The sequence below is a fragment of the Proteus vulgaris genome, from assembly GCF_011045815.1.
GTDB classification, from domain to species: Bacteria; Pseudomonadota; Gammaproteobacteria; order Enterobacterales; family Enterobacteriaceae; genus Proteus; species Proteus vulgaris_B.
Window position 1 is genome coordinate 3,266,700 of sequence record NZ_CP047344.1, and the last position, 23,884, is coordinate 3,290,583.

At 38.2% G+C, this 23,884-nt stretch carries 24 protein-coding genes and 1 tRNA gene; 21 read left to right on the forward strand and 4 right to left on the reverse strand.

Going from position 1 to position 23,884, the window contains the following annotated elements; all coding sequences use genetic code 11:
* Window positions 1-59: 59 nt before the first annotated feature.
* The 6 genes from dcm to GTH24_RS15580 all read left to right on the forward strand — a co-directional run bounded on the left by dcm (window position 60) and on the right by GTH24_RS15580 (window position 4,068).
* A complete protein-coding gene (dcm, locus tag GTH24_RS15555; protein ID WP_164526234.1) occupies window positions 60-1,112 on the forward strand; it encodes a DNA (cytosine-5-)-methyltransferase in 1,053 nt (350 codons plus the stop codon).
* Window positions 1,113-1,201: 89 nt separating this feature from the next.
* Window positions 1,202-1,375 carry a hypothetical protein gene (locus tag GTH24_RS15560; RefSeq protein ID WP_164484702.1) on the forward strand — a complete coding sequence of 58 codons (174 nt, stop codon included), beginning with the start codon at window positions 1,202-1,204 and terminating at the stop codon, window positions 1,373-1,375.
* Complete coding sequence (locus GTH24_RS15565) at window positions 1,368-1,694, forward strand: phage protein NinX family protein (RefSeq protein WP_164526233.1); 327 nt, start codon at window positions 1,368-1,370, stop codon at window positions 1,692-1,694. Before GTH24_RS15560 ends, GTH24_RS15565 begins: the two co-directional genes overlap by 8 nt.
* Complete coding sequence (locus GTH24_RS15570; protein ID WP_164526232.1) at window positions 1,681-2,283, forward strand: MT-A70 family methyltransferase; 603 nt, start codon at window positions 1,681-1,683, stop codon at window positions 2,281-2,283. Before GTH24_RS15565 ends, GTH24_RS15570 begins: the two co-directional genes overlap by 14 nt.
* A 412-nt stretch (window positions 2,284-2,695) precedes the next feature.
* Window positions 2,696-3,028, forward strand: a complete 333-nt coding sequence (locus tag GTH24_RS22230) for a helix-turn-helix domain-containing protein (protein ID WP_164526671.1) — start codon at window positions 2,696-2,698, stop codon at window positions 3,026-3,028.
* The gene (locus GTH24_RS15580; protein ID WP_241254095.1) at window positions 2,911-4,068 is read left to right on the forward strand and encodes a tyrosine-type recombinase/integrase; all 1,158 of its coding nucleotides are present in this window, start codon (window positions 2,911-2,913) and stop codon (window positions 4,066-4,068) included. The genes GTH24_RS22230 and GTH24_RS15580 overlap by 118 nt, the downstream gene beginning before the upstream one ends.
* Window positions 4,069-4,083: 15 nt before the next feature.
* Here the strand turns inward: GTH24_RS15580 and GTH24_RS15585 are convergent.
* A tRNA-Arg gene (locus tag GTH24_RS15585) sits at window positions 4,084-4,160 on the reverse strand.
* Between the two features lie 190 nt (window positions 4,161-4,350).
* Here GTH24_RS15585 and folD point away from each other — a divergent pair.
* From folD to GTH24_RS15605, 4 genes are all read left to right on the forward strand, one after another.
* Window positions 4,351-5,223, forward strand: coding sequence for a bifunctional methylenetetrahydrofolate dehydrogenase/methenyltetrahydrofolate cyclohydrolase FolD (folD, locus tag GTH24_RS15590; protein WP_072070109.1), 873 nt, complete (start codon window positions 4,351-4,353; stop codon window positions 5,221-5,223).
* A 3-nt stretch (window positions 5,224-5,226) separates the two neighbouring features.
* Complete coding sequence (ybcJ, locus tag GTH24_RS15595; RefSeq protein WP_072070110.1) at window positions 5,227-5,439, forward strand: ribosome-associated protein YbcJ; 213 nt, start codon at window positions 5,227-5,229, stop codon at window positions 5,437-5,439.
* A 642-nt stretch (window positions 5,440-6,081) separates the two neighbouring features.
* Window positions 6,082-7,023, forward strand: coding sequence for a 1-phosphofructokinase (fruK, locus tag GTH24_RS15600; protein WP_072070111.1), 942 nt, complete (start codon window positions 6,082-6,084; stop codon window positions 7,021-7,023).
* A 236-nt stretch (window positions 7,024-7,259) separates the two neighbouring features.
* A complete protein-coding gene (locus GTH24_RS15605) occupies window positions 7,260-7,703 on the forward strand; it encodes a hypothetical protein (RefSeq protein WP_072070112.1) in 444 nt (147 codons plus the stop codon).
* Window positions 7,704-7,795: 92 nt separating this feature from the next.
* On the opposite strand, the gene cysS is transcribed toward GTH24_RS15605, so the two are convergent.
* Entirely contained in the window at window positions 7,796-9,187 is a 1,392-nt protein-coding gene (gene cysS / locus GTH24_RS15610) for a cysteine--tRNA ligase (RefSeq protein WP_072070113.1), read from the reverse strand.
* 375 nt (window positions 9,188-9,562) lie between these two features.
* Between cysS and ppiB the strand changes: the two genes are divergently transcribed.
* From ppiB to GTH24_RS15645, 7 genes are all read left to right on the forward strand, one after another.
* Window positions 9,563-10,057: a peptidylprolyl isomerase B gene (gene ppiB / locus GTH24_RS15615; protein WP_036934689.1), complete on the forward strand. Its 495-nt coding sequence runs from the start codon at window positions 9,563-9,565 to the stop codon at window positions 10,055-10,057.
* A gap of 12 nt (window positions 10,058-10,069) precedes the next feature.
* Window positions 10,070-10,792 (forward strand): UDP-2,3-diacylglucosamine diphosphatase, encoded by a 723-nt coding sequence (gene lpxH, locus GTH24_RS15620; RefSeq protein WP_072070114.1) that lies wholly within the window; start codon window positions 10,070-10,072, stop codon window positions 10,790-10,792.
* Between the two features lie 134 nt (window positions 10,793-10,926).
* Complete coding sequence (gene purE, locus GTH24_RS15625; RefSeq protein ID WP_115350789.1) at window positions 10,927-11,448, forward strand: 5-(carboxyamino)imidazole ribonucleotide mutase; 522 nt, start codon at window positions 10,927-10,929, stop codon at window positions 11,446-11,448.
* Window positions 11,445-12,512 (forward strand): 5-(carboxyamino)imidazole ribonucleotide synthase, encoded by a 1,068-nt coding sequence (purK, locus tag GTH24_RS15630; RefSeq protein WP_164526673.1) that lies wholly within the window; start codon window positions 11,445-11,447, stop codon window positions 12,510-12,512. The genes purE and purK overlap by 4 nt, the downstream gene beginning before the upstream one ends.
* A 123-nt stretch (window positions 12,513-12,635) precedes the next feature.
* Window positions 12,636-13,895, forward strand: coding sequence for an MFS transporter (locus tag GTH24_RS15635; protein WP_115350791.1), 1,260 nt, complete (start codon window positions 12,636-12,638; stop codon window positions 13,893-13,895).
* Window positions 13,896-13,962: 67 nt separating this feature from the next.
* Complete coding sequence (locus tag GTH24_RS15640; RefSeq protein WP_115350792.1) at window positions 13,963-14,988, forward strand: mechanosensitive ion channel family protein; 1,026 nt, start codon at window positions 13,963-13,965, stop codon at window positions 14,986-14,988.
* Window positions 14,989-15,168: 180 nt separating this feature from the next.
* Window positions 15,169-17,331: an ornithine decarboxylase gene (locus GTH24_RS15645; protein WP_072070117.1), complete on the forward strand. Its 2,163-nt coding sequence runs from the start codon at window positions 15,169-15,171 to the stop codon at window positions 17,329-17,331.
* Between the two features lie 87 nt (window positions 17,332-17,418).
* Here GTH24_RS15645 and ybbP read toward each other — a convergent pair whose 3' ends face one another.
* Window positions 17,419-19,860: a putative ABC transporter permease subunit YbbP gene (gene ybbP / locus GTH24_RS15650; RefSeq protein ID WP_072070118.1), complete on the reverse strand. Its 2,442-nt coding sequence runs from the start codon at window positions 19,858-19,860 to the stop codon at window positions 17,419-17,421.
* Window positions 19,857-20,543 carry a putative ABC transporter ATP-binding protein YbbA gene (gene ybbA / locus GTH24_RS15655; protein WP_164526674.1) on the reverse strand — a complete coding sequence of 229 codons (687 nt, stop codon included), beginning with the start codon at window positions 20,541-20,543 and terminating at the stop codon, window positions 19,857-19,859. Before ybbA ends, ybbP begins: the two co-directional genes overlap by 4 nt.
* Here ybbA and tesA point away from each other — a divergent pair.
* From tesA to GTH24_RS15675, 4 genes are all read left to right on the forward strand, one after another.
* Window positions 20,514-21,143 carry a multifunctional acyl-CoA thioesterase I/protease I/lysophospholipase L1 gene (tesA, locus tag GTH24_RS15660; RefSeq protein ID WP_072070120.1) on the forward strand — a complete coding sequence of 210 codons (630 nt, stop codon included), beginning with the start codon at window positions 20,514-20,516 and terminating at the stop codon, window positions 21,141-21,143. The genes ybbA and tesA overlap by 30 nt on opposite strands.
* Before the next feature lie 50 nt (window positions 21,144-21,193).
* Window positions 21,194-21,979, forward strand: coding sequence for an SDR family oxidoreductase (locus tag GTH24_RS15665; protein ID WP_072070121.1), 786 nt, complete (start codon window positions 21,194-21,196; stop codon window positions 21,977-21,979).
* 84 nt (window positions 21,980-22,063) lie between these two features.
* On the forward strand, window positions 22,064-22,921 hold the full coding sequence (locus GTH24_RS15670; RefSeq protein ID WP_072070122.1) for a co-chaperone YbbN: 858 nt from the start codon (window positions 22,064-22,066) through the stop codon (window positions 22,919-22,921).
* A gap of 37 nt (window positions 22,922-22,958) precedes the next feature.
* Window positions 22,959-23,882, forward strand: coding sequence for an SPFH domain-containing protein (locus GTH24_RS15675; RefSeq protein ID WP_072070123.1), 924 nt, complete (start codon window positions 22,959-22,961; stop codon window positions 23,880-23,882).
* Window positions 23,883-23,884 lie beyond the last annotated feature (2 nt).

Below are 23,884 nucleotides of genomic sequence, written 5' to 3' on the forward strand. Positions count from 1 at the left end.
TAATCGGATATGTATTACTCATGCTAATACAGGGTTCTGCACATCTATAGGAAATCAAAATGATATATTTAAGTTTGTTCAACGGTATATCCGCTGGGCGATTGGCGCTGTCTCGTGCTGGGATTAAATTTGATAAATATTACATCGCTGAAATAGATAAATTCGCCAATAAAGTATCTGAGTTTCATTATCCAGATAATATTCAGTTAGGTGACGTTAATAATTGGCGTGAGTGGGATATTGATTGGTCAAGTGTAGGTTTAGTTACAGCGGGATTTCCATGTCAGTCGTGGAGTTTGGCAGGTAAGCAATTAGGCGATAAAGATGAACGTGGTAAATTATTCTGGACGACATTAGAAATAATGGGCCATGTATTAGAAAATAATCCAGATGCTAAATTCATGCTCGAAAATGTGAAGATGAAACGTGAATTTGAAGAATATATAACATTGCATACGGAGCGTGCATTAGGTTATGTAAATAAAACTCTAATTAATAGCTCGTTATTATCAGCACAAAATAGACAACGTTATTATTGGGCTAATTTTGAGATTAGCCAGCCAGCAGATAAAGGTATTTTGCTGAAAGATATTATTGATGATGACAGTATTACTGATAGAGAAAAGTCATATTGTATTGATGCTAATTATTCGAAAGGAACAAATTTAAATCAATATCTAAATAAATCCAGACGGCAAATAGTATTTAGACCATGTGAACCAAGAGAAAATATTAAACAATCCAAAGACGGATTAATTCATGTTGCTAATGCATCTGACATTAGAGGTAACGAACAGATAAAACGCATTTACTCCGATGCTGGAAAAGCCCCGACACTGTCAACGTGTCAAGGTGGGCATAGAGAGCCAAAGGTATCAACAGGCAATCTACAATATCGCAAATTAACTCCTACTGAATGCGCGCGGTTGCAGACTTTCCCCGATGGTTGGTGTGAAAATATCGTCTCGAATTCACAGTCATATAAATGCTATGGCAACGCTTGGACTGTTGATGTTATTGCTCACATATTTAAATGTGCATATAGAGAAAGTAAACATGAAGCCATTCGTCCTACTGTTAATTATGAACAATCATGCAGTGCCAATATCTGATGATTTATACACGCAATCGGAATGCAATAAACGTGCTGAATATTTAATGTCAGTGGGGGATGTTGAGGTTATTTGTGGAGAGGTGTGGAATGAAAGATAAATACAGTGTGAACTTACAGGGCTACGAGGAAGAAGGTTTTGAAATTGAACCGACAATAAAGGATAAATTTAATTTAAAATCTCCATCGTGGGATATATCAATAACAAAGCAAGACTTAGTTAATATTAAACTCATGATAGAGGAGATATTAGAAAGTGAATAAATACACCGAACTATCTGATTTCGAGATTAATAAAAATGTTTTTATTAAATTATATGGCGAGGAATCACTAAAAGACAAAGATATGTTTAATTCGTTTTATCGAACTGACTATTGCCATAATCCAGAAGACGCAATGCCGATTATTATTGAGAATAAAATTTCATTGCGCGCCCCAACCATAACTGATAGATGGAAAGCGGAGTTTGTAGATGAGTACGGCAACTATGTTGGATATATCAGGGCTCTCAATAAAAACCCACTACGCGCCGCTATGGAAGTTTTCTTAATGATGAAGGATGCGGAGAATGAAAAAGTATGACTTGATATTGTGCGATCCACCTTGGTCTTACAATAACAAAGTTTCAAATGGCGCAGCAGATAATCATTACAACACCACCGACTTATATTCTCTCTCCCGATTACCAATAGAAAAACACTCCTCTAAAAATGCCGTACTGTTTATGTGGTACACCGGAAACTTTGCACTCGAAGCAATTAAATTAGCCGAAGCATGGGATTTTAAAGTTAAAAACATGTTCGGGTTCGCGTGGGTGAAATTAAATAAAAATGCAGGAGATAGAATAAATAAAAAACCGCCAGAAGATTTCTTTGACTTTATGGAAACATTAAACAATGAGACGAAAATTAATTGCGGTAATTATACCCGTCAAAATATCGAAATGTGTTTAATAGCCACTCGTGGTAATGGATTAGAGAGAAAGTCTGCCAGTGTTCGACAAATTATTTACTCATGCCTAGGCGAGCACAGCGAAAAGCCCAAAGAGGTACATCATCGTTTAGAGGAGTTATATGGAGATGTTCCACGGATAGAATTATTCGCTCGTGAGAAATACGGTGATTGGGATGTATATGGCGATCAGGCGGAAGAAAGTATTCAATTAATATAGGTGAATTATGGAAATCAGAATTCATGGTGATGTTAGTGATATAGAAAGGATGGCAATAAACGCGGCTTTAAATATCCACGATAAAAGCAAGAAGGGCTTTCGAATAAATCATAGAGTTAAAATTAAAAATACAATTTATAACGTTGAAATAGAAAATTGCCCTAATTCTCTCAGAGTAATAATGAGAAATAAAAGGCGGAGGCTATGAATGCACAGGCAATGGAAAACGCGCGGCGACAAATAGCAAAGGAGTGCTTAATCGAACTCAGAAGCCATGGAATACCCAACGACAAACTAACCACTCAGATCCTCGATAAATACACACCGAAGTTTAAGCCTCTAAATCACACAAAGTACAACACCAAAGATGTTATGTGCCAATACATCAGAAATCTGCAAAAGGAAGAGAAGAGTGAAAGATGAAATATTGAAAACATCAGAAGCCGCCAAGGAGTTAAAAACAACACCTAGAACAGTTGCTTATCTTATTTCTAAAGGAGAGTTGAAAGGTAGAAAAGTTGGCCGAGGTTATAGAACCACCAGATCTGCTGTGCTTGATTATATAAATAGCCCAGAGCAAACTCATGATGCGAACAAGGATAATCTAAACGGAGGTAGATTATGTCAATCAAACAACGAAACGGAATATGGCACTGTCATTTCTTTACACCGTCAGGGAAGAGAATTAGAAAATCTCTTGGCACAAAAGACAAGAAGCAAGCGCAGGAGCTGTATGACAAATTAAGGGCTGAGTCATGGAGGAATGAGCAATTAGATGAACTCCCTCAGCGCACATTTGAAGAGTGCTGTATTAGATGGATCAGAGAAAAGGAGAATAAAAAAACCTTAGATGATGATAAAACAAAAATAGAATATTTTTTAACAAAGTTCTCAGGAAGAGCAATATCAAGCATTACTGCTGATGAAATATACGAATCTGTTTCTTGCATGGAAAACAGAAAGCATCGTCAAATATGGGAGGCAAGAAAAGAGGCGGCTATAAAAAAAGGTGTAGAGCCACCAAGATATACGCCTAAACAAGTTAGCTTATCCACAAGAAGTCAGTATCTATCTTTTATCAGATCGCTACTAAGGGCTGCAACTAATGATTGGCGATGGATGGAGACTTGCCCATCAATAAAAACCAACAAGCCATTAAGTAAGCGCATACGCTGGCTAACTAAGGATGAAGCAAGCAGGTTAATTCAGTGTATGCCAGAAAGTATCAAGCCAATAGTTACATTTGCACTAGCTACGGGGTTGAGACGATCAAATATCATAAATTTAGAATGGCAACAGGTTGATATGCAAAGACGTGTAGCATGGGTAAATCCAGAGGATGCCAAAGGTGGTAAGGCAATTGGCATAGCTCTGAATGATACCGCATGTAAAGTTTTAAGAGATCAGATAGGAAAGCATTCAAGATATGTCTTTGTTCACACGGAGTCAAAAAAACGCCCTGACGGCACAATGACACCTCAAATCAGGAAAATGAGAGTTGATGATAACAGCGGTTGGAGATCTGGATTAAAAAGAGCTGGTATCGAAAACTTTCGTTTCCACGATTTAAGGCATACTTGGGCAAGTTGGTTAATTCAATCTGGCGTGCCACTTACAGCATTACAAGAAATGGGGGGCTGGGAAAGTATAGAAATGGTAAGAAGGTATGCTCATTTGGCGCCAAACCATTTGACAGAGCACGCACGTAAAATTGATGACGTTTTTAATGATAACGACACAAATACGACACAAAGCAAAAACCAAGTTGGATTAAAATTAGCGTAAGATGTTGATTTTAAATGGTACGCCCTACAGGATTCGAACCTGTGACCTACGGCTTAGAAGGCCGTTGCTCTATCCAACTGAGCTAAGGGCGCCTAGAAGAGATTAGACGTCAGCAATCACTGCTGATAACGGGTGTGAATTATACGTTCAACATTCTGAGAGTCAACGATTTTTCAACGATATCAAACTATATGGTTAAAATATGGCAAGTATTCGACTGACAGATTGCTCTTGATCTGACAAAATAGAGCAATACCGTAATTGAATAATTTGGATGTATAGATGTCAGCAAAAATTATAGATGGGAAATCGATTGCGCAGACCATCAGAAGCGAAGTTGCCGAAAAAGTAAAACAACGTATTAATGCAGGAAAACGTGCACCTGGTTTAGCTGTTATTTTAGTGGGTGATAACCCAGCATCACAGATTTATGTCGGAAGTAAACGCCGAGCTTGTGATGAAGTTGGTTTTATTTCTCGCTCTTATGATTTACCTGATACTACCAGTGAAGCTGATTTATTAAACCTTATCGACCAGCTTAATGAAGATAACACCATTGATGGTATTCTCGTTCAACTCCCCTTACCTGCCGGAATTGATAACGTTAAAGTACTAGAACGTATTCGTCCAGATAAAGATGTGGATGGTTTTCATCCATACAATGTCGGTCGCCTATGTCAACGTGCACCCAAATTACGCCCTTGTACACCTCGCGGTGTTGTCACACTACTAGAACGTTGTCATATCCCTATGAATGGTTTAAACGCAGTTATTATTGGTGCGTCAAATATTGTGGGTCGTCCAATGAGCCTAGAGCTCTTACTTGCGGGCTGTACAACAACGGTTACTCATCGTTTTACTAAAGATTTGCGTTTTCATGTTGAACACGCTGATCTCGTCGTTGTAGCGGTAGGTAAACCTAACTTTATCCCCGGTGAATGGATTAAACCTGGTGCTATTGTCATTGATGTCGGTATTAACCGCCTTGAAAGTGGTAAAGTGGTTGGCGATGTTGAATTTGAAGTCGCTTCACAACGCGCAGGTTGGATCTCGCCAGTCCCTGGTGGTGTCGGTCCAATGACAGTCGCCACACTTATTCAAAACACTTTACAAGCATGTGAAGAGTATCACGACCCTGAAACAGGAAATAATTAGTCAATGGAAACATTTCAATTAGATGGGCACGACTATGTCGAGCTTTGTGATTTATTAAAACTTCAAGGTTGGACTGAAAGCGGAGCTGCCGCTAAAAGTGTCATTGCTGAAGGCTTAGTTAGCGTCGATGGCGTAGTTGAAACCCGTAAACGTTGTAAAATCGTTGATGGGAAAGTTGTCACCTTTGGTGAGTTCTCGGTCAGTGTCAGCAAATAATCAGCAAATCAGTTAAAATTAAAAAGTGCTACTACAATAAGTGGCGCTTTTTTTCTTTTAAACACTTTTCTTCTTTTTTCCTCTACTTTTCCTTCTTTAATCATCTTTTAAAAAAGATGATAATCATAACCAATTGAATTTAAATAAAAATAATAAATTTAGTTTAATTTAATTAAATTAAAATCATTATTTTTAGACATATCTCTTGGTATAATCCCTCTTAGATGTTCAGCACATTATACATTTCATCAATAAATAGATAAAAAAAGACCGTGTAAGTCATTATTTTATATAAAAATAACACTTTTCAACCATTACTGTAAAACTTCAGCAACAAACTTTTTTGCTGACACTTTTTACTCATTTATTCATGTTTAAATGCACTAAAATGTGATTTAGATCTAATTTATTTCTACTTTCATTAGGTAAAAGAACATTGTTTGTACTAAATTATACGTTATAATTTGAAACGATTCAGCCCAGTGATGCAATCTTAGTTGTTATTTTATGATATTTAGATCTTTTTTGCCTTTCATCTAACAGGAGATTTTATGCTCGGCCTACCCACTCAAGGTATCTCTATCATTGCTGAACAACAGCAAAAAATGATGCCTATTCTTTTATTTAAGGTAAGGAACTAGCATGAAACGCAGAGTTGCGACCATCACACTTAACCCTGCTTATGATCTTGTTGGTTTAAGTAATCCTATTGAGCTTGGTGAAGTTAATCGTGTTAAAACAGCAGGTTTTCATGCTGCAGGTAAAGGTATTAACGTTGCTAAAGTCTTAAAAAGCCTCGGCGTTGATGTCACTGTTGGCGGATTTTTAGGTAAAGAAAATCAAGATGGGTTTCAAAAAGAGTTTAGTGATTCAGGTATTGCAAACCGTTTTCAAATGGTTGAAGGCCGTACTCGCATTAATGTGAAACTTACTGAGCCTAATGGCAAAGTTACTGATTTTAATTTTTCTGGTTTTGAAATTACAAAACAAGATTGGGCTCGTTTCGTGAATGACACACTAAGCTGGGCGGGTCAATTTGATATGATCTGTGTCAGTGGTAGTGTGCCTTCTAGCGTTGATCTTAATGATTTCACCGCATGGATGACTCGTTTACGCAGTGAATGCATGTGTTTGATCTTTGACAGTAGCCGAGATGCTTTTGTCGCAGGGTTAAAAGCCTCTCCTTGGCTTGTTAAACCTAATCATCATGAATTAGAAATTTGGGCTGGCAGGCCTTTACCTGAACTATCTGATGTTGTACAAGCCGCACAAGCATTACGCCAACAAGGTATTGCTCACGTTGTGATTTCATTAGGTGAGCAAGGTGCAATGTGGGTAAATGCATCTGGCGCATGGATGGCAACACCGCCTAAATGTGATGTTGTCAGCACCGTAGGTGCCGGTGATTCTATGGTTGGCGGCCTAATTTATGGACTGATGATGAGACAAACTAGCGAGCATACATTACGTCTTGCAACTGCCGTTTCTGCTCTTGCAGTAAGTCAGACCAATGTTGGTATTCATGACCGCGAACAATTGGCAAAAATGATGGCAGAAGTAAAATTAACCCCTCTAAAATTATAAGTAATAATACCAGTGGTATATCGAATAATATTAAGTAGAGTTACCACTGCTTCAATTAAATATATTAATATCATATTTATAGAAACTCTAAAATAGAGTCTCTTAAATTGATTAATATTTATTTATTATTAAATCAAACTTTATTTTTTCTATTTATTCGATAAACTTCACTTTAATAAAAGTTAATAAAGATATTCTAAAGCTAATAAAAACTTATTTTGTTTTTAGGAGAAATTATGGAAAGGCCCATAGTGCTTTTATGGATCCAAGTTATTTCAGTACTATTTTTAGGTATAAGTTTGTTTATCTTGGTTGCTGGGGCACCCATTTATTTATTAGCAATGGCGATGGGCGGTGGTCAAACGATACTCCTGGGCCTATTTATTATGCTGTGCCTGATTATCACAATGATAATACAAGTTATTGCATGGATAAAACTCGCAAGAAACAGTAAAAATGCTTACTCTTTTTTAAAAATATCATGGGTATGTCTATCTATTTCGCTATTTTTTATACTAAGTGTTTCGATGTCATTAACCAATATGTCTGAATTTAGTTTTGTTGCTTTTTCTATTATAGTTATCTTAACTCATAGGCTCTTTTTTTCTGAGAATGTCATAAATTATTTTAAAGATAAACAAAAAGATAATGAAAGAGAAATCCGTATTATTAGCCAATAAATTAAATAATAAATAGCAAAAAAAATATCGGATAATAAATATCCGATATTTTTATAAAAACACGTGTTATATGTAATTACTCGTTAATTATATTAATTATTACGACGCCAAGTTGTTCCTTGAGGGCCATCTTCTAAAACAATTCCCATCGCAGTTAATGCATCACGCGCAACATCAGCAGCAGCCCAATCTTTATTTTTACGTGCATCATTACGTTGTTGAATTAAAGCTTCAATTTTTTCAACTTCACCAGCATCGTCTGCTTTAGCACTACTTTGTAAAAAAGCTTCAGGATCTTGCTCTAACAGACCTAATACTTTAGCTAATTTGCGTAACACCGCAGCTAAACCGTTAGCTTTATTCATATCCACGCTTTTTAAGCGATTTACTTCTCGCGCTAAATCAAATAATACTGAATACGCTTCTGGTGTATTGAAGTCATCATTCATTGCTTCTATAAACAGTGCTTCAAACGCTTCGCCACCAGTAGGTTGTGCATTAGCATCAGTACCACGTAATGACGTATAGAGACGCTCTAAAGCGGTACGTGCTTGTTTTAGATTTTCTTCTGTGTAGTTAAGCTGGCTACGATAATGGCCGGATAATAAGAAATAACGCACCGTTTCAGCATCGTAATAAGCTAATACATCACGAATGGTGAAAAAGTTATTAAGTGACTTAGACATTTTTTCTTTGTCTACCATCACCATACCGGAATGCATCCAATAATTTACATATGGGCCATCATGAGCACAAGTTGATTGAGCAATCTCATTTTCATGATGTGGGAACATTAAATCAGAACCACCACCATGAATATCAAAATGGCATCCTAGCTCTTTACCGTTCATTGCAGAACATTCAATATGCCAACCAGGACGACCCGCTCCCCATGGAGACTCCCAACTTGGTTCACCCGGCTTAGACATTTTCCATAAAACGAAGTCCATAGGATTACGTTTCACGTTAGCCACTTCAACACGAGCGCCTGCTTGCAGTTGTTCTAAATCTTGACGAGAAAGCAATCCATAATCAGGATCGGTGTCAATCGCAAACATAACGTCACCGTTTTCAGCAACATAAGCATGATCACGTTTGATTAACGTTTCCGTTAATTCAATAATTTCAGCAATATGGTGTGTCGCACGAGGCTCTGAATCAGGACGAGCAATATTTAATGCATCAAAATCTTTATGCATTTCAGCTAACATACGAGTTGTTAATTGCTCACATGTTTCATTATTCTCGATCGCACGTTTGATGATTTTATCATCCACATCCGTTACGTTACGCACATAATTAACATCATAACCTAAATAACGCAGATAACGGGTTATGGCATCAAAAGCCACAAATGTACGTCCATGACCAATATGACACAGGTCATAAATAGTGATGCCACACACGTACATACCTATTTTCCCTGCATGGATAGGTTTAAATTCTTCTTTTTGGCGAGTGAGAGTATTAAAAATCTTTAGCATCGGTGGACGTTCCCGTTTTCAACTGTACGTGTTTATTACGTTTTTATATAAAAGAAAATAACGACTACTATAGCACGATATTAATTAGGATATTGGATCTTGGAGACAAAGCAAACTCAAGATCTGCGCTAATATATTACTCTGCTTAATCCTTATTTTCACTGTTCAATCCTTGATAGTGAACAATCAAACTTCTGTTATCGAGCTAAATTTTGGCGAAAAATGTGTTTTCCCTATTTTGTACGCCTGTTTAATTAGAAAAGCCGGGCAAAAAAAAGATGAATACTGACTAAATAAGGCAACTGTGATATAAAAAACGGGACTATTGTTTATGCCCAAATCTGGGTAAAGCTAAAATTATATTAGGATCTGAATATGGTTACTTTTCATACCAATTACGGCGATATCGTGATTAATACATTTGCAGACAAAGCACCTGCAACCGTAGAAAATTTTTTAGACTACTGTAAAGAAGGATTCTACGATAACACTATCTTCCACCGTGTCATCAATGGCTTTATGATCCAAGGTGGTGGTTTTGAACCTGGTATGAACCAAAAAGCAACCAAAGCACCTGTTAGAAACGAAGCAAACAATGGACTTGCAAATAATCGTGGTACATTAGCGATGGCTCGTACTAACGATCCACATTCCGCGACTGCACAATTTTTTATTAACGTTGCAGATAACGATTTCTTAAACTTCCGTGCTGAAAATGCGAATGGTTGGGGATATTGTGTCTTCGCTGAAGTTGTTGAAGGAATGGATGTTGTCGACAAAATTAAAGCGGTTTCTACAGGTCGTAGCGGTTTCCACCAAGATGTTCCTCGTGAAGATATCATCATTAAAAGTGTAACGGTTAGCGAATAAGCATTACTCTTTATGTGTACGCTTTTTATTGCAGACCTGCATTTAAGTGAACATGAACCGGCAATCACTGCCGGTTTTCTTCGCTTTCTAAAAGAGCAAGCCATTCACGCTAAAGCGCTCTATATCTTAGGCGATTTTTTTGATTTTTGGATAGGTGATGATGATCCTAATCCTTTACATCAACAAATTGCTCAAGCGCTAATGACACTAAAAAATGCAGGTATTCCCTGTTATTTTATTCATGGAAATCGTGATTTTTTAATTGGCTCTCGTTTCGCAAAAGAGAGTGGTATCACTCTACTTCCTCAAGAAAAAGTGCTCAAAATTTACCAACATCATATCTTGATTTTACATGGTGATACACTTTGCACGGATGATGAGGCTTATCAACGTTACCGTAAAAAAGTGCATAATAAATTTATACAGCGCCTATTCTTATTATTGCCTCTATTTGTTCGACTACGAATTGCCGATAAAATGCGCTCTCGTAGCCAACACGAAAACCAATATAAATCAGATGCAATTATGGATGTTAACCCACAAGCTGTAATTGATACCTTTAAACACTTCAATACACAATGGATGATCCACGGACATACACACCGACCAGCTGTTCATACTGTCCAGATTGAAGGAAAAACGCACTATCGTGGTGTATTGGGTGCTTGGCATACCGAAGGTTCTATGTTTAAAGTCACCGCTGAAAAAATAGAACTGATCCATTTTCCCTTTTAAGTTGTTCCACTTATTTTCTCTATAAAAAGCCTTTTTTTTCTTTACGCAAACGTTTTCCTTGGCGTGTTAGCGTGATACTATCATTCACAATTTATTAGGCTATATCCGTTTATACTTACAGGAGCAGTTAAGTAATGTCTTCTCACGTTGGTCTAAATACCGATTTTCCTCGTATCGCCATTGTTATGGGATCTAAAAGTGACTGGGCAACCATGTCTCATGCTGCTGATGTATTAGATGCACTGCACATTCCTTACCATGTTGAGATTGTCTCTGCACACCGCACCCCTGATAAGTTATTTAGTTTTGCTGAAAACGCAAAAAGTAATGGCTTTGATGTCATTATTGCAGGTGCCGGAGGAGCAGCCCATTTACCTGGAATGCTTGCAGCTAAAACGTTAGTGCCAGTGTTCGGTGTTCCTGTTCAAAGTGCAGCATTAAGCGGTGTTGATAGCCTCTATTCAATCGTGCAAATGCCAAAAGGTATTCCAGTAGGAACCTTAGCGATTGGCAAAGCGGGTGCTGCCAATGCGGCTTTATTAGCGGCTCAAATTTTGGCGTTACATTCTCCTGCTATTTTAGACGCACTGACTGCATGGCGCACAGCACAAACCGACGATGTATTAAATAACCCAGACCCAAGAGAGGCACTATGAAACCGGTTTGTGTCCTTGGAAATGGTCAATTAGGTAGAATGTTAAGACAAGCAGGTGAACCTTTAGGTATTGCTGTTTACCCTGTAGGATTAGATGCAGAACCTGAAGCTGTTCCCTATCAAAAGAGCATTATTACTGCAGAAATTGAACGTTGGCCAGAAACAGCATTAACAAAAGAATTAGAACGTCATACTAACTTTGTTAACCGTGATATTTTCCCTTTACTTGCAGATAGATTGCCTCAAAAACAACTTCTTGATGAACTAAGCCTAGCTACTGCACCTTGGCAAGCCTTAACATCCCCAGCACAATGGCCTGATATTTTTTCTCAGTTAGGTGATTTTATTATCGTGAAACGTCGTGTTGGTGGTTATGATGGCCGCGGACAATGGCGAATTCACCCAGGTGAAGAACAACAATTACCCGCTGAAATTTATGGTGAATGCATTGTTGAGCAAGGTATTCCCTTTTCTGGTGAAGTGTCCTTAGTTGGAGCCAGAGATAAAAAAGGTCATTGTGTATTTTATCCTTTAACACATAACCTTCATCAAGATGGCATTTTACGTATGAGTGTTGCATTACCAACACCTGACCCAGAATTACAACAATCAGCAGAAAAAATGCTGACATCTATTCTTGATAAACTCGATTATGTCGGTGTAATGGCAATGGAGTGTTTTATTGTCGGTAATAAATTACTCATCAACGAATTAGCACCACGAGTTCATAACAGTGGACATTGGACACAAAATGGCGCCTCAATTAGCCAATTTGAGTTACATTTACGTGCAATCTTAGATTTACCGATGCCAAAACCTGAAGTTTGCCAACCCGCAGTGATGGTTAATTTGATTGGTACTGATATCAATCCTCAATGGCTTTCATTACCTTTAGTGCATTTACATTGGTATGAAAAAGAAGTTCGCCCTGTGCGTAAAGTGGGTCATCTCAATCTTGTTCATCGTGATAACCAACCGCTGAAAGACACACTTAAATCATTGAATCTTATGCTTGATGATACCTATCAAAAACCCATCCAATGGGCTTTAGAAAAATTAAGCTAGCAGTCCGACTCATAAAGTTAGAGAATAATAGCCTTTAAATGAACAGACCTTGATTAAAGAGGTCTGTTATTCGCTATTTTCTCCTGATTATTCAGGTTACTGCACCCGTTTGATGGAGTCAGGATGCAAGCCACACAACAGAGTTTTGGACCCATTTATCAGTGGAGTATGCTGATATTACTGGGTTTGGTCTATTTTTTAGCTACCGCAACCACATTTACATCTTTGGGTGTCGTTCTTCCTAGCATGATAAGTGAGCTAGAATGGAATTGGACACAAGCGGGCCTTGGTTTTACGTTATTAGGATTAACCTGTGGTCTTGCTAGTTTTTTACCCACCTTACTTATTCGTAAATTAAGTGTTCGCTTTACCCTTCTTATTGGGCTGATCATTTTCGTTAGCGGTTTTTATTTTCTTTATGAAACCTACACCATTGCACGATATTTCCTTGGTACAGCATTATTAGGTATTGGTTTTACCTTACTTGCAACAGTACCCGGAACTTATGTAATTTCTCGCTTATTTGAAAAACAATCTTTTGCCTTCGGTGTTTATTTTACTATTGGCGGATTAGGTGGTGTAGCGGGGCCTTGGATCTACTTTTTAGCCACACATTTATGGCATACATGGCGTATGCATTGGCTTATTTCAGCGATTACGCTTACCGTTATTACTCTTTTCACTATTCTCTTTTTACGAGAAGGAAGTAAAGAGCAAGAACATGCTAAAAGAATTAGCCAACTCCAAAGCACAAAACGCATCTATCAAACTAAAGAAATTTGGACGGCACGCCATGCTTTGAGAACATGGCAATTTTATGTTATCGCTGCCACTTATACCGCTTTTTTATGGTGCGGTATTACCGTTAATAGTTTTGCTGTTGCTCATATTATTGAAAATGGCTTTGGTGAAACCATTGCCGCAACCTTATTAAGTAGCATGGCATTTATCAACGCTTTCTCACGCTTAGCCGGTGGTGCGATTGGTGAATGGCTAGAGCCTAAAAAATTACTTATTGCTAGTTTAAGTATTATCATTATTGGGCTGTTAGCACTCAGTATGGCAAACTCTTGGGTTTACCTGATCCTGTTTACGGTTTGTGTCGGTATCGGCTATGGCATGACCTTTTTAGCATCAAGTATATTACTGGCTAACTACTTTGGTCGCTCTCCTTACCTTGAACTATTTTCAGTCATGAATTTAATTTCGACTCTTGCTTGTTTAGCGCCGTTCTTTGCAGGTGCAATAAAAGACATATCAGGAAGTTTTACTCCTGCATTCTTAATTTTAACCGTACCTGTACTATTGATCCTAGCGGTAACACTCTTTATGAAACCACCGACTTACCCTAAATTTCAGCATGCTAGTGAACACAAAAAATAGCGATTAAATAAACATGGTAATAGATTTTGTATTATACAAACGCATTTTCTAAGGAGATGTTAAGCTGATGAATGATGCATTAATAATAAAATACTCAATAGGTGTAGGGATTGCTTTAGCCTGTTTTGTTGGTTTTGTCGCCGTCTCTCTTTTTCATGACAAAAAGAAAAAACGTCGTAGAAATATTATTATTCATATTAGCCAAGCCATCTTCCTTTGTAGTTTAGTGATTATCTTAAGCCAATACTGTGAAATGGCTGTTGTTGATTTTAATCTCCATTTTATCTCTTTTAGGATGATTAACTTCTTTACTTACGTTGGCATCGCCTTAGTTTTAATGCGTAAGTTTTTCTTACTTATTAATAGACTAGAGCAATCACAGATCAAAAAAGGTAGTGATCCCACTTCTGCCCGTATTATTTCTCGGATATTTAAAATCAGCCTTTTTGTCATCATCATCTTATTGTTTGGTGAACATTTTGGTATGAGCTTATCTGGCTTAATGACTTTTGGCGGATTAGGTGGTATTGCCATTGGTATGGCAAGTAAAGATGTGCTCAGTAACCTTTTTTCTGGGGTTATGCTCTATTTCGATCGCCCTTTTAATATTGGTGACTGGGTGCGCTCACCTGATCGTAATATTGAAGGTACGGTAGTAGAAATTGGTTGGCGTATTACTAAAATTATTACCTTCGACCATCGACCTCTTTATATTCCTAACTCAATTTTTTCCTCCATTAGTGTTGAAAATCCGGGACGAATGACTAATCGACGTATTGAAACTGAACTCGGTTTACGTTACGAAGATTCAGATAAAATTGGTGTGATCGTTGAAGATATTCGCACCATGCTAATGCAAAATGACAAAATTGATACGCAACAAACTTTGCTAGTCTATTTTAATCAATTCGCAGACTCTTCACTCAATATCATGGTGTATTGTTTTACCAAAACAACTGTCTGGGCACAGTGGCTTGAAGCTCAGCAAGAAGTCTATTTGAAGATGATTGAGATTGTGCATAAACATGGCGCTGACTTTGCATTCCCATCTCAAACAATTTATATCGAAAAATCATCTTCTACCCCACAATAATAGAAATGGATAAGTTTAGCCTCTTATAAACTTATCCATTTACCAATCGCCAATGATGGTGATTTATGCATTTATTGTGCATAAGATTGTCAATATTATTGCTTTAATCCATTCCAATCATATTCACAACCAAGTATATTGTTCGCCAATTCTCCGATTGATTAAACACAAGTGTGTGTAATGAAAAAAATGAAGTTGGCATGTCGCCTCTCGCTTTCACACTATTTTTCGTGTGAACGCCCTATTATTGATATTGTTGATGCAAATTTAACACAAGTATCAGCGGTAATATTATCATTGCCAGATATTGAGTCAGGTGAATTAGCGCGTATTCAACAAACAGGCTTTGAATTACCTGTCTTTATTGCTGTTGATCTTAACGATACCATCGGTGCTGACTTGCTTAATCAAGTTTCAGGTGTTGTCATTACAGATGAAAGTGCACATCAAAAAAATAGTATTTTGATCAATAAAGCAGCCCATCAATATGAAGAAAATCTGACTACACCGTTTTTCTCACGCTTAGTCAATTATGTTGCCGAAAAAAATGTTGCTTTTGATTGCCCCGGACATCAAGGCGGCGAGTTTTTCCGACGCCATCCTGCTGGTGAGCAGTTTTATCAATATTTTGGTGAGAATCTATTTCGATCTGATCTCTGTAATGCTGATGTGGAAATGGGGGATTTACTTATTCATGAAGGTGCGCCCTACGATGCACAATCCTTTGCAGCACAAGTGTTTAATGCAGATAAAACCTATTTTGTCTTAAATGGAACTTCCTCTTCGAATAAAGTTGCCTTAAATGCATTGCTGGCACCAAATGATTTAGTGTTATTTGATAGAAATAATCATAAATCCAATCACCATGGTGCACTTATTCAAGCGGGTGCAACCCCTATTTATTTAGAAACAGCTCGCAACCCTTTTGGTTTTATCGGTGGTATTGATGCGCATTGCTTTGAAGAGAGCTATTTACGCCAACAAATTGCAGAGATTATACCTGAACGCCAATTCGATAAGCGTCCTTTTCGTTTAGCCGTTATTCAACTAGGTACTTATGACGGTACTATTTACAATGCAAGACAAGTTGTTGATAAAATTGGTCATCTTTGTGATTACATTTTATTTGATTCCGCTTGGGTCGGTTATGAACAGTTTATCCCAATGATGAAACAGTGTTCGCCTTTGTTGCTGGCGCTTAATGAGAACGATCCCGGTATTCTCGTCACTCAATCTGTTCATAAGCAACTAGCCGGCTTTTCACAAACCTCTCAGATCCATAAAAAAGATGCACATATCAAAGGGCAATCTCGATATGTTAATCATAAGCGTATGAATAATGCCTTTATGATGCATGCATCCACCAGCCCTTTTTACCCACTTTTTGCCGCTCTTGATGTCAACGCAAAGATGCATTCGGGCAAAAGCGGTGAAGCAATGTGGATGAATTGTGTTAAACAAGGTATAGAGGCTCGTAAATCCTTACTAAGACAATGCCAATTTATTAAGCCATTTATTCCTGAAGTTGTTGATGGCATTGCTTGGCAAGATCACAACACAGATGAAATCGCTCACGATCAACGCTTTTTCAACTTTATTCCTAATGATAATTGGCACTCATTTGAAGGTTATGCCACCAATCAATACTTTGTTGATCCTTGCAAATTAATGCTTACAACACCGGGGATCGATCCTCATACTGGAGAATACGAACCCTTTGGTGTGCCAGCATCTATTTTGGCAAACTATTTACGGGAACATGGCGTTATTCCTGAAAAAAGTGATTTAAATTCTATTTTATTTTTGCTCACACCTGCAGAACATAATGATAAATTTGAGCGCTTAATTTCATTAATTATAAGATTTGAAAAACTGCTAATTGATGACTTCCCATTAGAACAGGTATTACCTTCTATTTGTCGTCGTTATCAATCTCGTTATCAGGGTTATACATTGCGTCAACTCTGTCAGGAAATGCATGATATTTGTATCAAATACAATATAAAGTTACTGCAAAAACAAATGTTTAGGAAAAATCATTTCCCTAAACGAGCGCTAAGCCCTCAACAAGCTAATATTGAATTTGTGCGTGGCAATGTAGAATTTTTACCTTTAAGTCAATTAGATGGCAGAATTGCTGCAGAAGGTGCTTTACCTTATCCACCGGGTGTTTTATGCACAGTTCCCGGTGAAATTTGGGGAGGTGCTGTGTTACGTTATTTTCAAGCCCTTGAAGTCACCATTAACCAACTTCCGGGTTTTTCAACAGAGCTTCAAGGTGTTTATATTTATAATGAAGATGATGGTAGTAAGCGTATTTATGCTTATGTTATAAAAGAATAATTCTTTATTTTTTCCATAAAAAAATGCTGATATTTGATGATATCAGCATTTTTATTTAACTCTATTTATAGCTCTTGTTTCTTTTCACTACTCACCTTGAATTCGGCGGTATTGCCCTTTATCTTGCAAAAGCCTTACACCTAAAATACTGCCACACAACGACAATAAAAGTGCCGCGATAATAGGTACAGTAAACCACATTCCCCATTGAGGTTGCCAAGGAAAATTAAATACGAATTTCTGCAATAGACCTAATGCCATTTCAGCGCCAATTGCTGCGGCTAAACCCGCCATTAAGCCCAATAAAGCAAACTCCGCCCAAAGTGTACGTCGTAATAATAATTTACCAGCTCCCAATGTGCGATAAACCACCAGCTCAATACGCCGTTGTGTCATTCCTACTTGAATTTGGGCAATTAATAATAATGCGCCACAAATCATCACCAACCCAACCATTATCTCCAATGCTCGACTGACTTGCTGTAAGATTTGTTGAACTTGCTGAATTAATGCGCCTGTGTCTAACACGCTTACGGTCGGGAATTGTCGATTAAGCGCCGTAATTAATGCACCATCTCCATTATAATAAAAACTACTCATCCATTTTTCTGGTTGATTATTTAATCCTTCTTCAGAAAAAATAAAGAAGAAGTTAGGCCGCATATTTTCCCAATCGACATGGCGAATACTCGTCACAACTGACTTAAACTCTCGAGTATCTCCCACAAAAGTTAATTCATCGCCCAGTTTAATCTCAAGTTGCTTGGCAACACCTTGATCAAGAGAAACACCATTACCAACAGGTGGCCATGTTCCTTCTACAATCACATTATCTTTAGGCAATTCACTGTGCCACGTTAAATTAAGCTCACGGCGCACTGTATTATTACCTGCATCACGTTTATCAGCCCACTCTTTGGCATTATTCTCATTAATCTGCGTTAAGCGCGCTAAGACTACAGGATAGGCATCTGTAGGTTCGACATTATGTTGTGCCAATAGGGTGTTAACTTCTTGGACTTGAGGTGCGGACATATTAATCAGAAAATAATTAGGACTATCTTCTGGTAACTGTTTTTGCCATTTATCTAATAAATCACCTTGGATCAGCACCAATAGCGTTAACAACATAAATGAAAGTGCAAAAGCAGCCAGTTGAGTCATGGTTTGAAAAGGCTGTCGCAACAAGCGTGTTACCGCCAACCGAGCACTAAGTTGGCGAAATTTAAACTGCTTTAATATCCACAACCCAAGCCAACCAATAACACCCAGTAAAAAAGCGATAACAACGATGCCAAATAGAATTGACCACAATAAAACCCCAGTTCCGGCAAAAAGCGTTAAAGTACCGATAACAATTAATGCTACGAGTGGTAAATAAAAACGCAGAGGCCAGATCGATGCTGTGGTATCACTTCTTAATACACGAGAAGGTTGGGTTGCCATTAACTGATAGTAAGGCCTTAATCCTGTTAATAAGGCGATTAACAATAAAGAGCCCACTGACCAAAACCACGGTAAAAAACTCGCATCAGGCAAACGTTTAGGCAAAACAGGTGCTAAAATTTGTAGCAGAATGCTTTCAAAGAGAAGTCCCGCCAATGAACCAACAATAACGGCTCCGACAAGAATAACGCTCCATTGCCCTACTATCCATTTTCGCAATGCGTGTTTATCTGCACCTAAGGTTTTTAGTACCGCAATTAAGGTATGACGGCTACGACAATAGTGTGCCATTGAAACTGCTACTGCCGATATTGCGAGCAGTAACGTTAATAGAGCTGAGAGTAGAAGAAAGTTCTTTGCTCTTTCCATCGATTGTGAGAGCGCACCGCTGTCTTGTTTTAAACTATTCCAACGCTGATCGGGTTTTAATAGAGGATCAAAGCGTTGTTGATAACTATCAATTACTGACTCATTACCCGCTAACATATAACGATAAGTTAGGCGACTCCCCGGTTGTACTGCACCGGTTGATTCAACATCATCAAGATTAATTAAAATACGTGGCGCTATTTGGAAGGGATTGAAGCCACTATCAGGCTCTTGAATCAATACACCACTGATTGTAAATGTAGCGTCGCCTACATCAATTTCATCACCAACTTTTATATCCAACAGCTCCAGTAATCTGGCGCCAACAAGCGCAGTTCCTTTTTCTGGTTTCAAGCCCGCAGGTTCTGTTTCTAATTCGCCATAAAGTGGATATAAATTATCAGTAGCTTTAACTAATGCAAGCTGTGGTGTATCTCCTTCTGGGGCATAAGACATTGTAGTAAATTGCATTTGGCGACTGAGAGTTAACCCCATTTTTTTCGCCTCAGTAAGCCAGTTTTCATCAACGGGATAAGATGCTCGTAGTACTAAATCACCCGCGATTAAGTCTCGACTTTGGGCATAAATACTTTTATCAATACGATCACCTATGCGTCCTAAAGCAAGCACACAAGCGACTGCAAGTGCTAAAGAAAGCCAAACAATTAATAATGCAGGAGAACGCCATTCACGCCAGAACCAACGCCAAATCATGACTCCTCCTTAAGTTGTCCATCAACTAATCGTAAACGTCGCTGACAACGAGCTGCAAGCTCATTGTCATGAGTCACTAAAATCAATGTTGTTGAATAATCTCGATTGAGGGAAAACAGTAAATCAGCAATTTTATCTCCCGTTTTACGATCTAAATTTCCTGTTGGTTCATCAGCAAAAAGAATAGCAGGTTGAGTACAAAACGCTCTAGCCAGTGCCACTCGTTGTTGTTCACCACCCGATAGTTGTGCTGGCATATGGTGCAAGCGTTCCCCTAATCCTAGCAGCTTAAGTAAATCTACCGCACGAGCATAACTGTGTTTTTCGGACTCACCTTTTAATAATGCGGGCAATTGCACATTTTCGAGTGCATTCAATGTCGGAATTAACATAAAGGATTGAAAAACAAACCCAACATGTTTAGCACGCAGTTTTGCACGCGCTTCTTCATCCATATTTGTGAGATCTTGCCCCATTAATTTCACACTGCCAGCACTTCCATCATCAAGTCCGGCAATAATTCCTAACAATGTCGATTTACCCGATCCTGACTCACCAATTAACGCAATTGTTTGTGCAGGCTCGACAACTAACTCAACACCCTGCAATATAGAGATCTGACTATCACCTTGTCCTACTTGTTTGGTTAACTGATGAACTTCAAGAACCTTTTCCGTCGACATACATTTTTCCTTATCGTTATGATGATGCTTAGCTTTAAGGCGATTGCTGCTGATACCTTTTTAATCTTTGGTGACAGCTTGAGTGCAGGTTATCGTCTTCCTCTTGAGAGTGCATGGCCACAGCGCCTTGCTGATAAATGGAAAACAACTCACCCTGAAATTAATGTTATTAATGCAAGTATCAGTGGTGAAACTGCATTTCAGGGTCAAAATAGACTGCCTGATTTATTAAAACAGCATCAACCACGTTGGGTTTTAATTGAATTAGGTGCAAATGATGGCTTACAGGGATACCCTGTTGCACAAACAAAAGACGCGTTACAAAACATCATTACACAAGTTAAAGCGTCGGGTGCAACCCCACTTTTTATGCAAATAATGATTTCACCTAATTATGGTAAACGTTATACACAATCCTTTTCAGCGATTTATCCTAAACTTGCTGAAGAAAATGCACTTCCTCTGCTTCCTTTTTATATGGAGCAAATCGCAGATAAGCCTGAGTGGATGCAAAACGACAGTATACATCCCAATGAAGATGCTCAGCCTTTTATTGCGCAATGGATGGATAAAACATTATCCCCTTACTTAACACGTTAGACTATTCTGACAGTAGTTAACGTAGATTAAACGAGATTAATTGTAAAATTATGCAAAAAACGGTATTGATTACAGGAAGTTCTAGTGGAATAGGGCTTTGTGCAGCTAAAGCGCTTAAGAAAAGAGGCTATCGAGTCCTTGCCGCTTGCCGTAAAGATGAAGATCTTAAACGCATGGAAACACTGGGATTAGAACCTATTTATCTTGATCTTGATGATGCAGAAAGTGTTAAAAATGCTGCTCTAGAGGTTATTCATCTAACAAATGGTCGTTTATATGGATTATTTAATAACGGTGGGTTTGGTGTTTATGGTCCACTAGATGCCATTACTCGCCAACAAATGGAGAAACAGTTCTCGACTAACTTTTTTGGCTTACACCAACTCACTACCTTACTCTTGCCTGCAATGTTACCCCACGGTGAAGGGCGTATTATTCAAACGAGCTCTGTGATGGGAATTATTTCAACGCCGGGTCGGGGTGCCTATGCAGCCAGTAAATATGCTGTAGAAGCATGGTCTGATGCGCTAAGAATGGAAATCGCGCATACGGGTGTTAAAGTCAGTTTAATTGAGCCAGGCCCGATACGAACCTGCTTTACAGAAAATGTGAACCAAGCTGAAAAAGATAAACCCGTAAAAAACCCAGGGATTGCGAGTCGTTTCACATTAACACCTGAAGATGTAGTGAAAAAGCTTATCCACGCTTTAGAAAACCCAAAACCTAAGATACGTTATCCCGTAACGCTATTAACTTATGCTGTCAGAATATTAAAACGTTTTCTACCTGATACCTTGATGGATGCAATTTTAAGTCGCCAAAGTGGTAAGGCTTGATTTTTTTGGTTTCACCCTTACTTATTAATGAAATAGCGTTATAAATCGCATCTATATTTAAAACTCTCAAAAAGGGACAAGTTAATGTTAGCAACTGCACATATTGTTGATGTAAATGAATCAAATATTCAACAAGTTATAGAACAGTCCATGACCAAACCAGTCATGATGTATTTCTATTCAGAACATAGCCCTCATTGTGCAGAACTTGGCGCAACATTAGATAAACTGGCAGCCGAATTTGCTGATCAATTTATTTTAGCTAAATTGGATTGCGATGCAGAGCAAATGATTGCCTCACAATTTGGTCTACGTGCGATCCCAACTGTTTATATTTTGCAAGAAGGTCGCCCTGTCGATGGTTTCCAAGGCCCTCAACCTGAAGAAGCAGTCCGCCAAGTTTTAGCCAATGTATTACCAAAACCTGAAGAGCTAAAAGCGGCGCAAGCAGCGCAACTTCTTTCAGAAGGAAAAGCGGATGAAGCTTTACCTTTATTAAAAGAAGCACATCAACTCGCGCCTAAAAACAGTGAAATTACACTAGCTTTAGCGGGTGCTCTTATTTCTTTAAATAAAAATGAAGAGGCACAAACACTGTTAAGCACTATCCCATTACAAGATCAAGACAGTTATTATCATAGTTTACTGTCACAAATTGAATTACAAAAACAAGCAGCTGATACTCCAGAAATCCAGCAATTACAAAATGATTTTAACCAACAACCTGCAAATACCGATATTGCTATTCAACTTGCACTAAAATTGCATGACGTCGCCCGTAATGAAGAAGCATTAGAATTGCTATTTAGTTTTATCAAAAAAGACTTAAATGCAGGTGATGGGCAAGTTAAGAAAACACTGATGGATATTTTATCTGCCTTAGGTACTAATGATAATTTAGCGTCTAAATATCGCCGTATGGTGTATTCTTTACTTTATTAGTTTTATTTTCTTATAAAAGCAGACTTAGGACAGATATATGGAAATAGTCATTGGTATTATCATCTTATTCGCTATTATTTTGGTTTTAAGCGGTGTTAAAACCGTTCCACAGGGTTATCAGTGGACTGTCGAACGTTTTGGTCGTTATACTCGTACTCTTACTCCGGGCCTCCAAATTCTTATTCCATTTGTCGATCGTGTCGGTCGTCGTATCAATATGATGGAACAAGTCCTTGATATCCCTTCTCAAGAAGTGATCTCTCGTGATAACGCCAACGTCAGCATCGATGCAGTCTGCTTTATTCAAGTAATCGACCCAGTTAAAGCGGCTTATGAAGTTAACAATCTAGAACTTGCTATTATCAACTTAACACTGACGAATATCCGTACAGTATTAGGTTCAATGGAACTTGATGAAATTCTTTCTCAACGTGACCAAATCAATAGCCGTCTTTTACTCATTGTGGATGATGCAACCAACCCTTGGGGTATCAAAATCACCCGTATTGAAATTCGTGATGTTCGTCCACCAAAAGAATTGATTTCTGCAATGAATGCTCAGATGAAAGCTGAACGTACTAAACGTGCCGATATTCTTGAAGCTGAAGGTATTCGTCAAGCCGCTATTTTAAAAGCAGAAGGTGAGAAACAAGGACAAATTCTGAAAGCTGAAGGTGAGCGTCAATCTGCATTCTTACAAGCAGAAGCCCGTGAACGTGCCGCAGAAGCTGAAGCTAAAGCAACACAAATGGTATCTGAAGCAATTGCTAAAGGTGATATGCAGGCAATTAACTACTTTGTTGCTCAAAAATACACGGATGCACTCGCACAAATTGGCTCAGCCAACAACAGTAAGGTTGTAATGATGCCACTAGAAGCCAGTAATTTAATGGGCGCAATTGGTGGTATTTCAGAGCTCCTTAATACCAAAAAGAATGACTCTGGTAACAAGAGTAATTAATG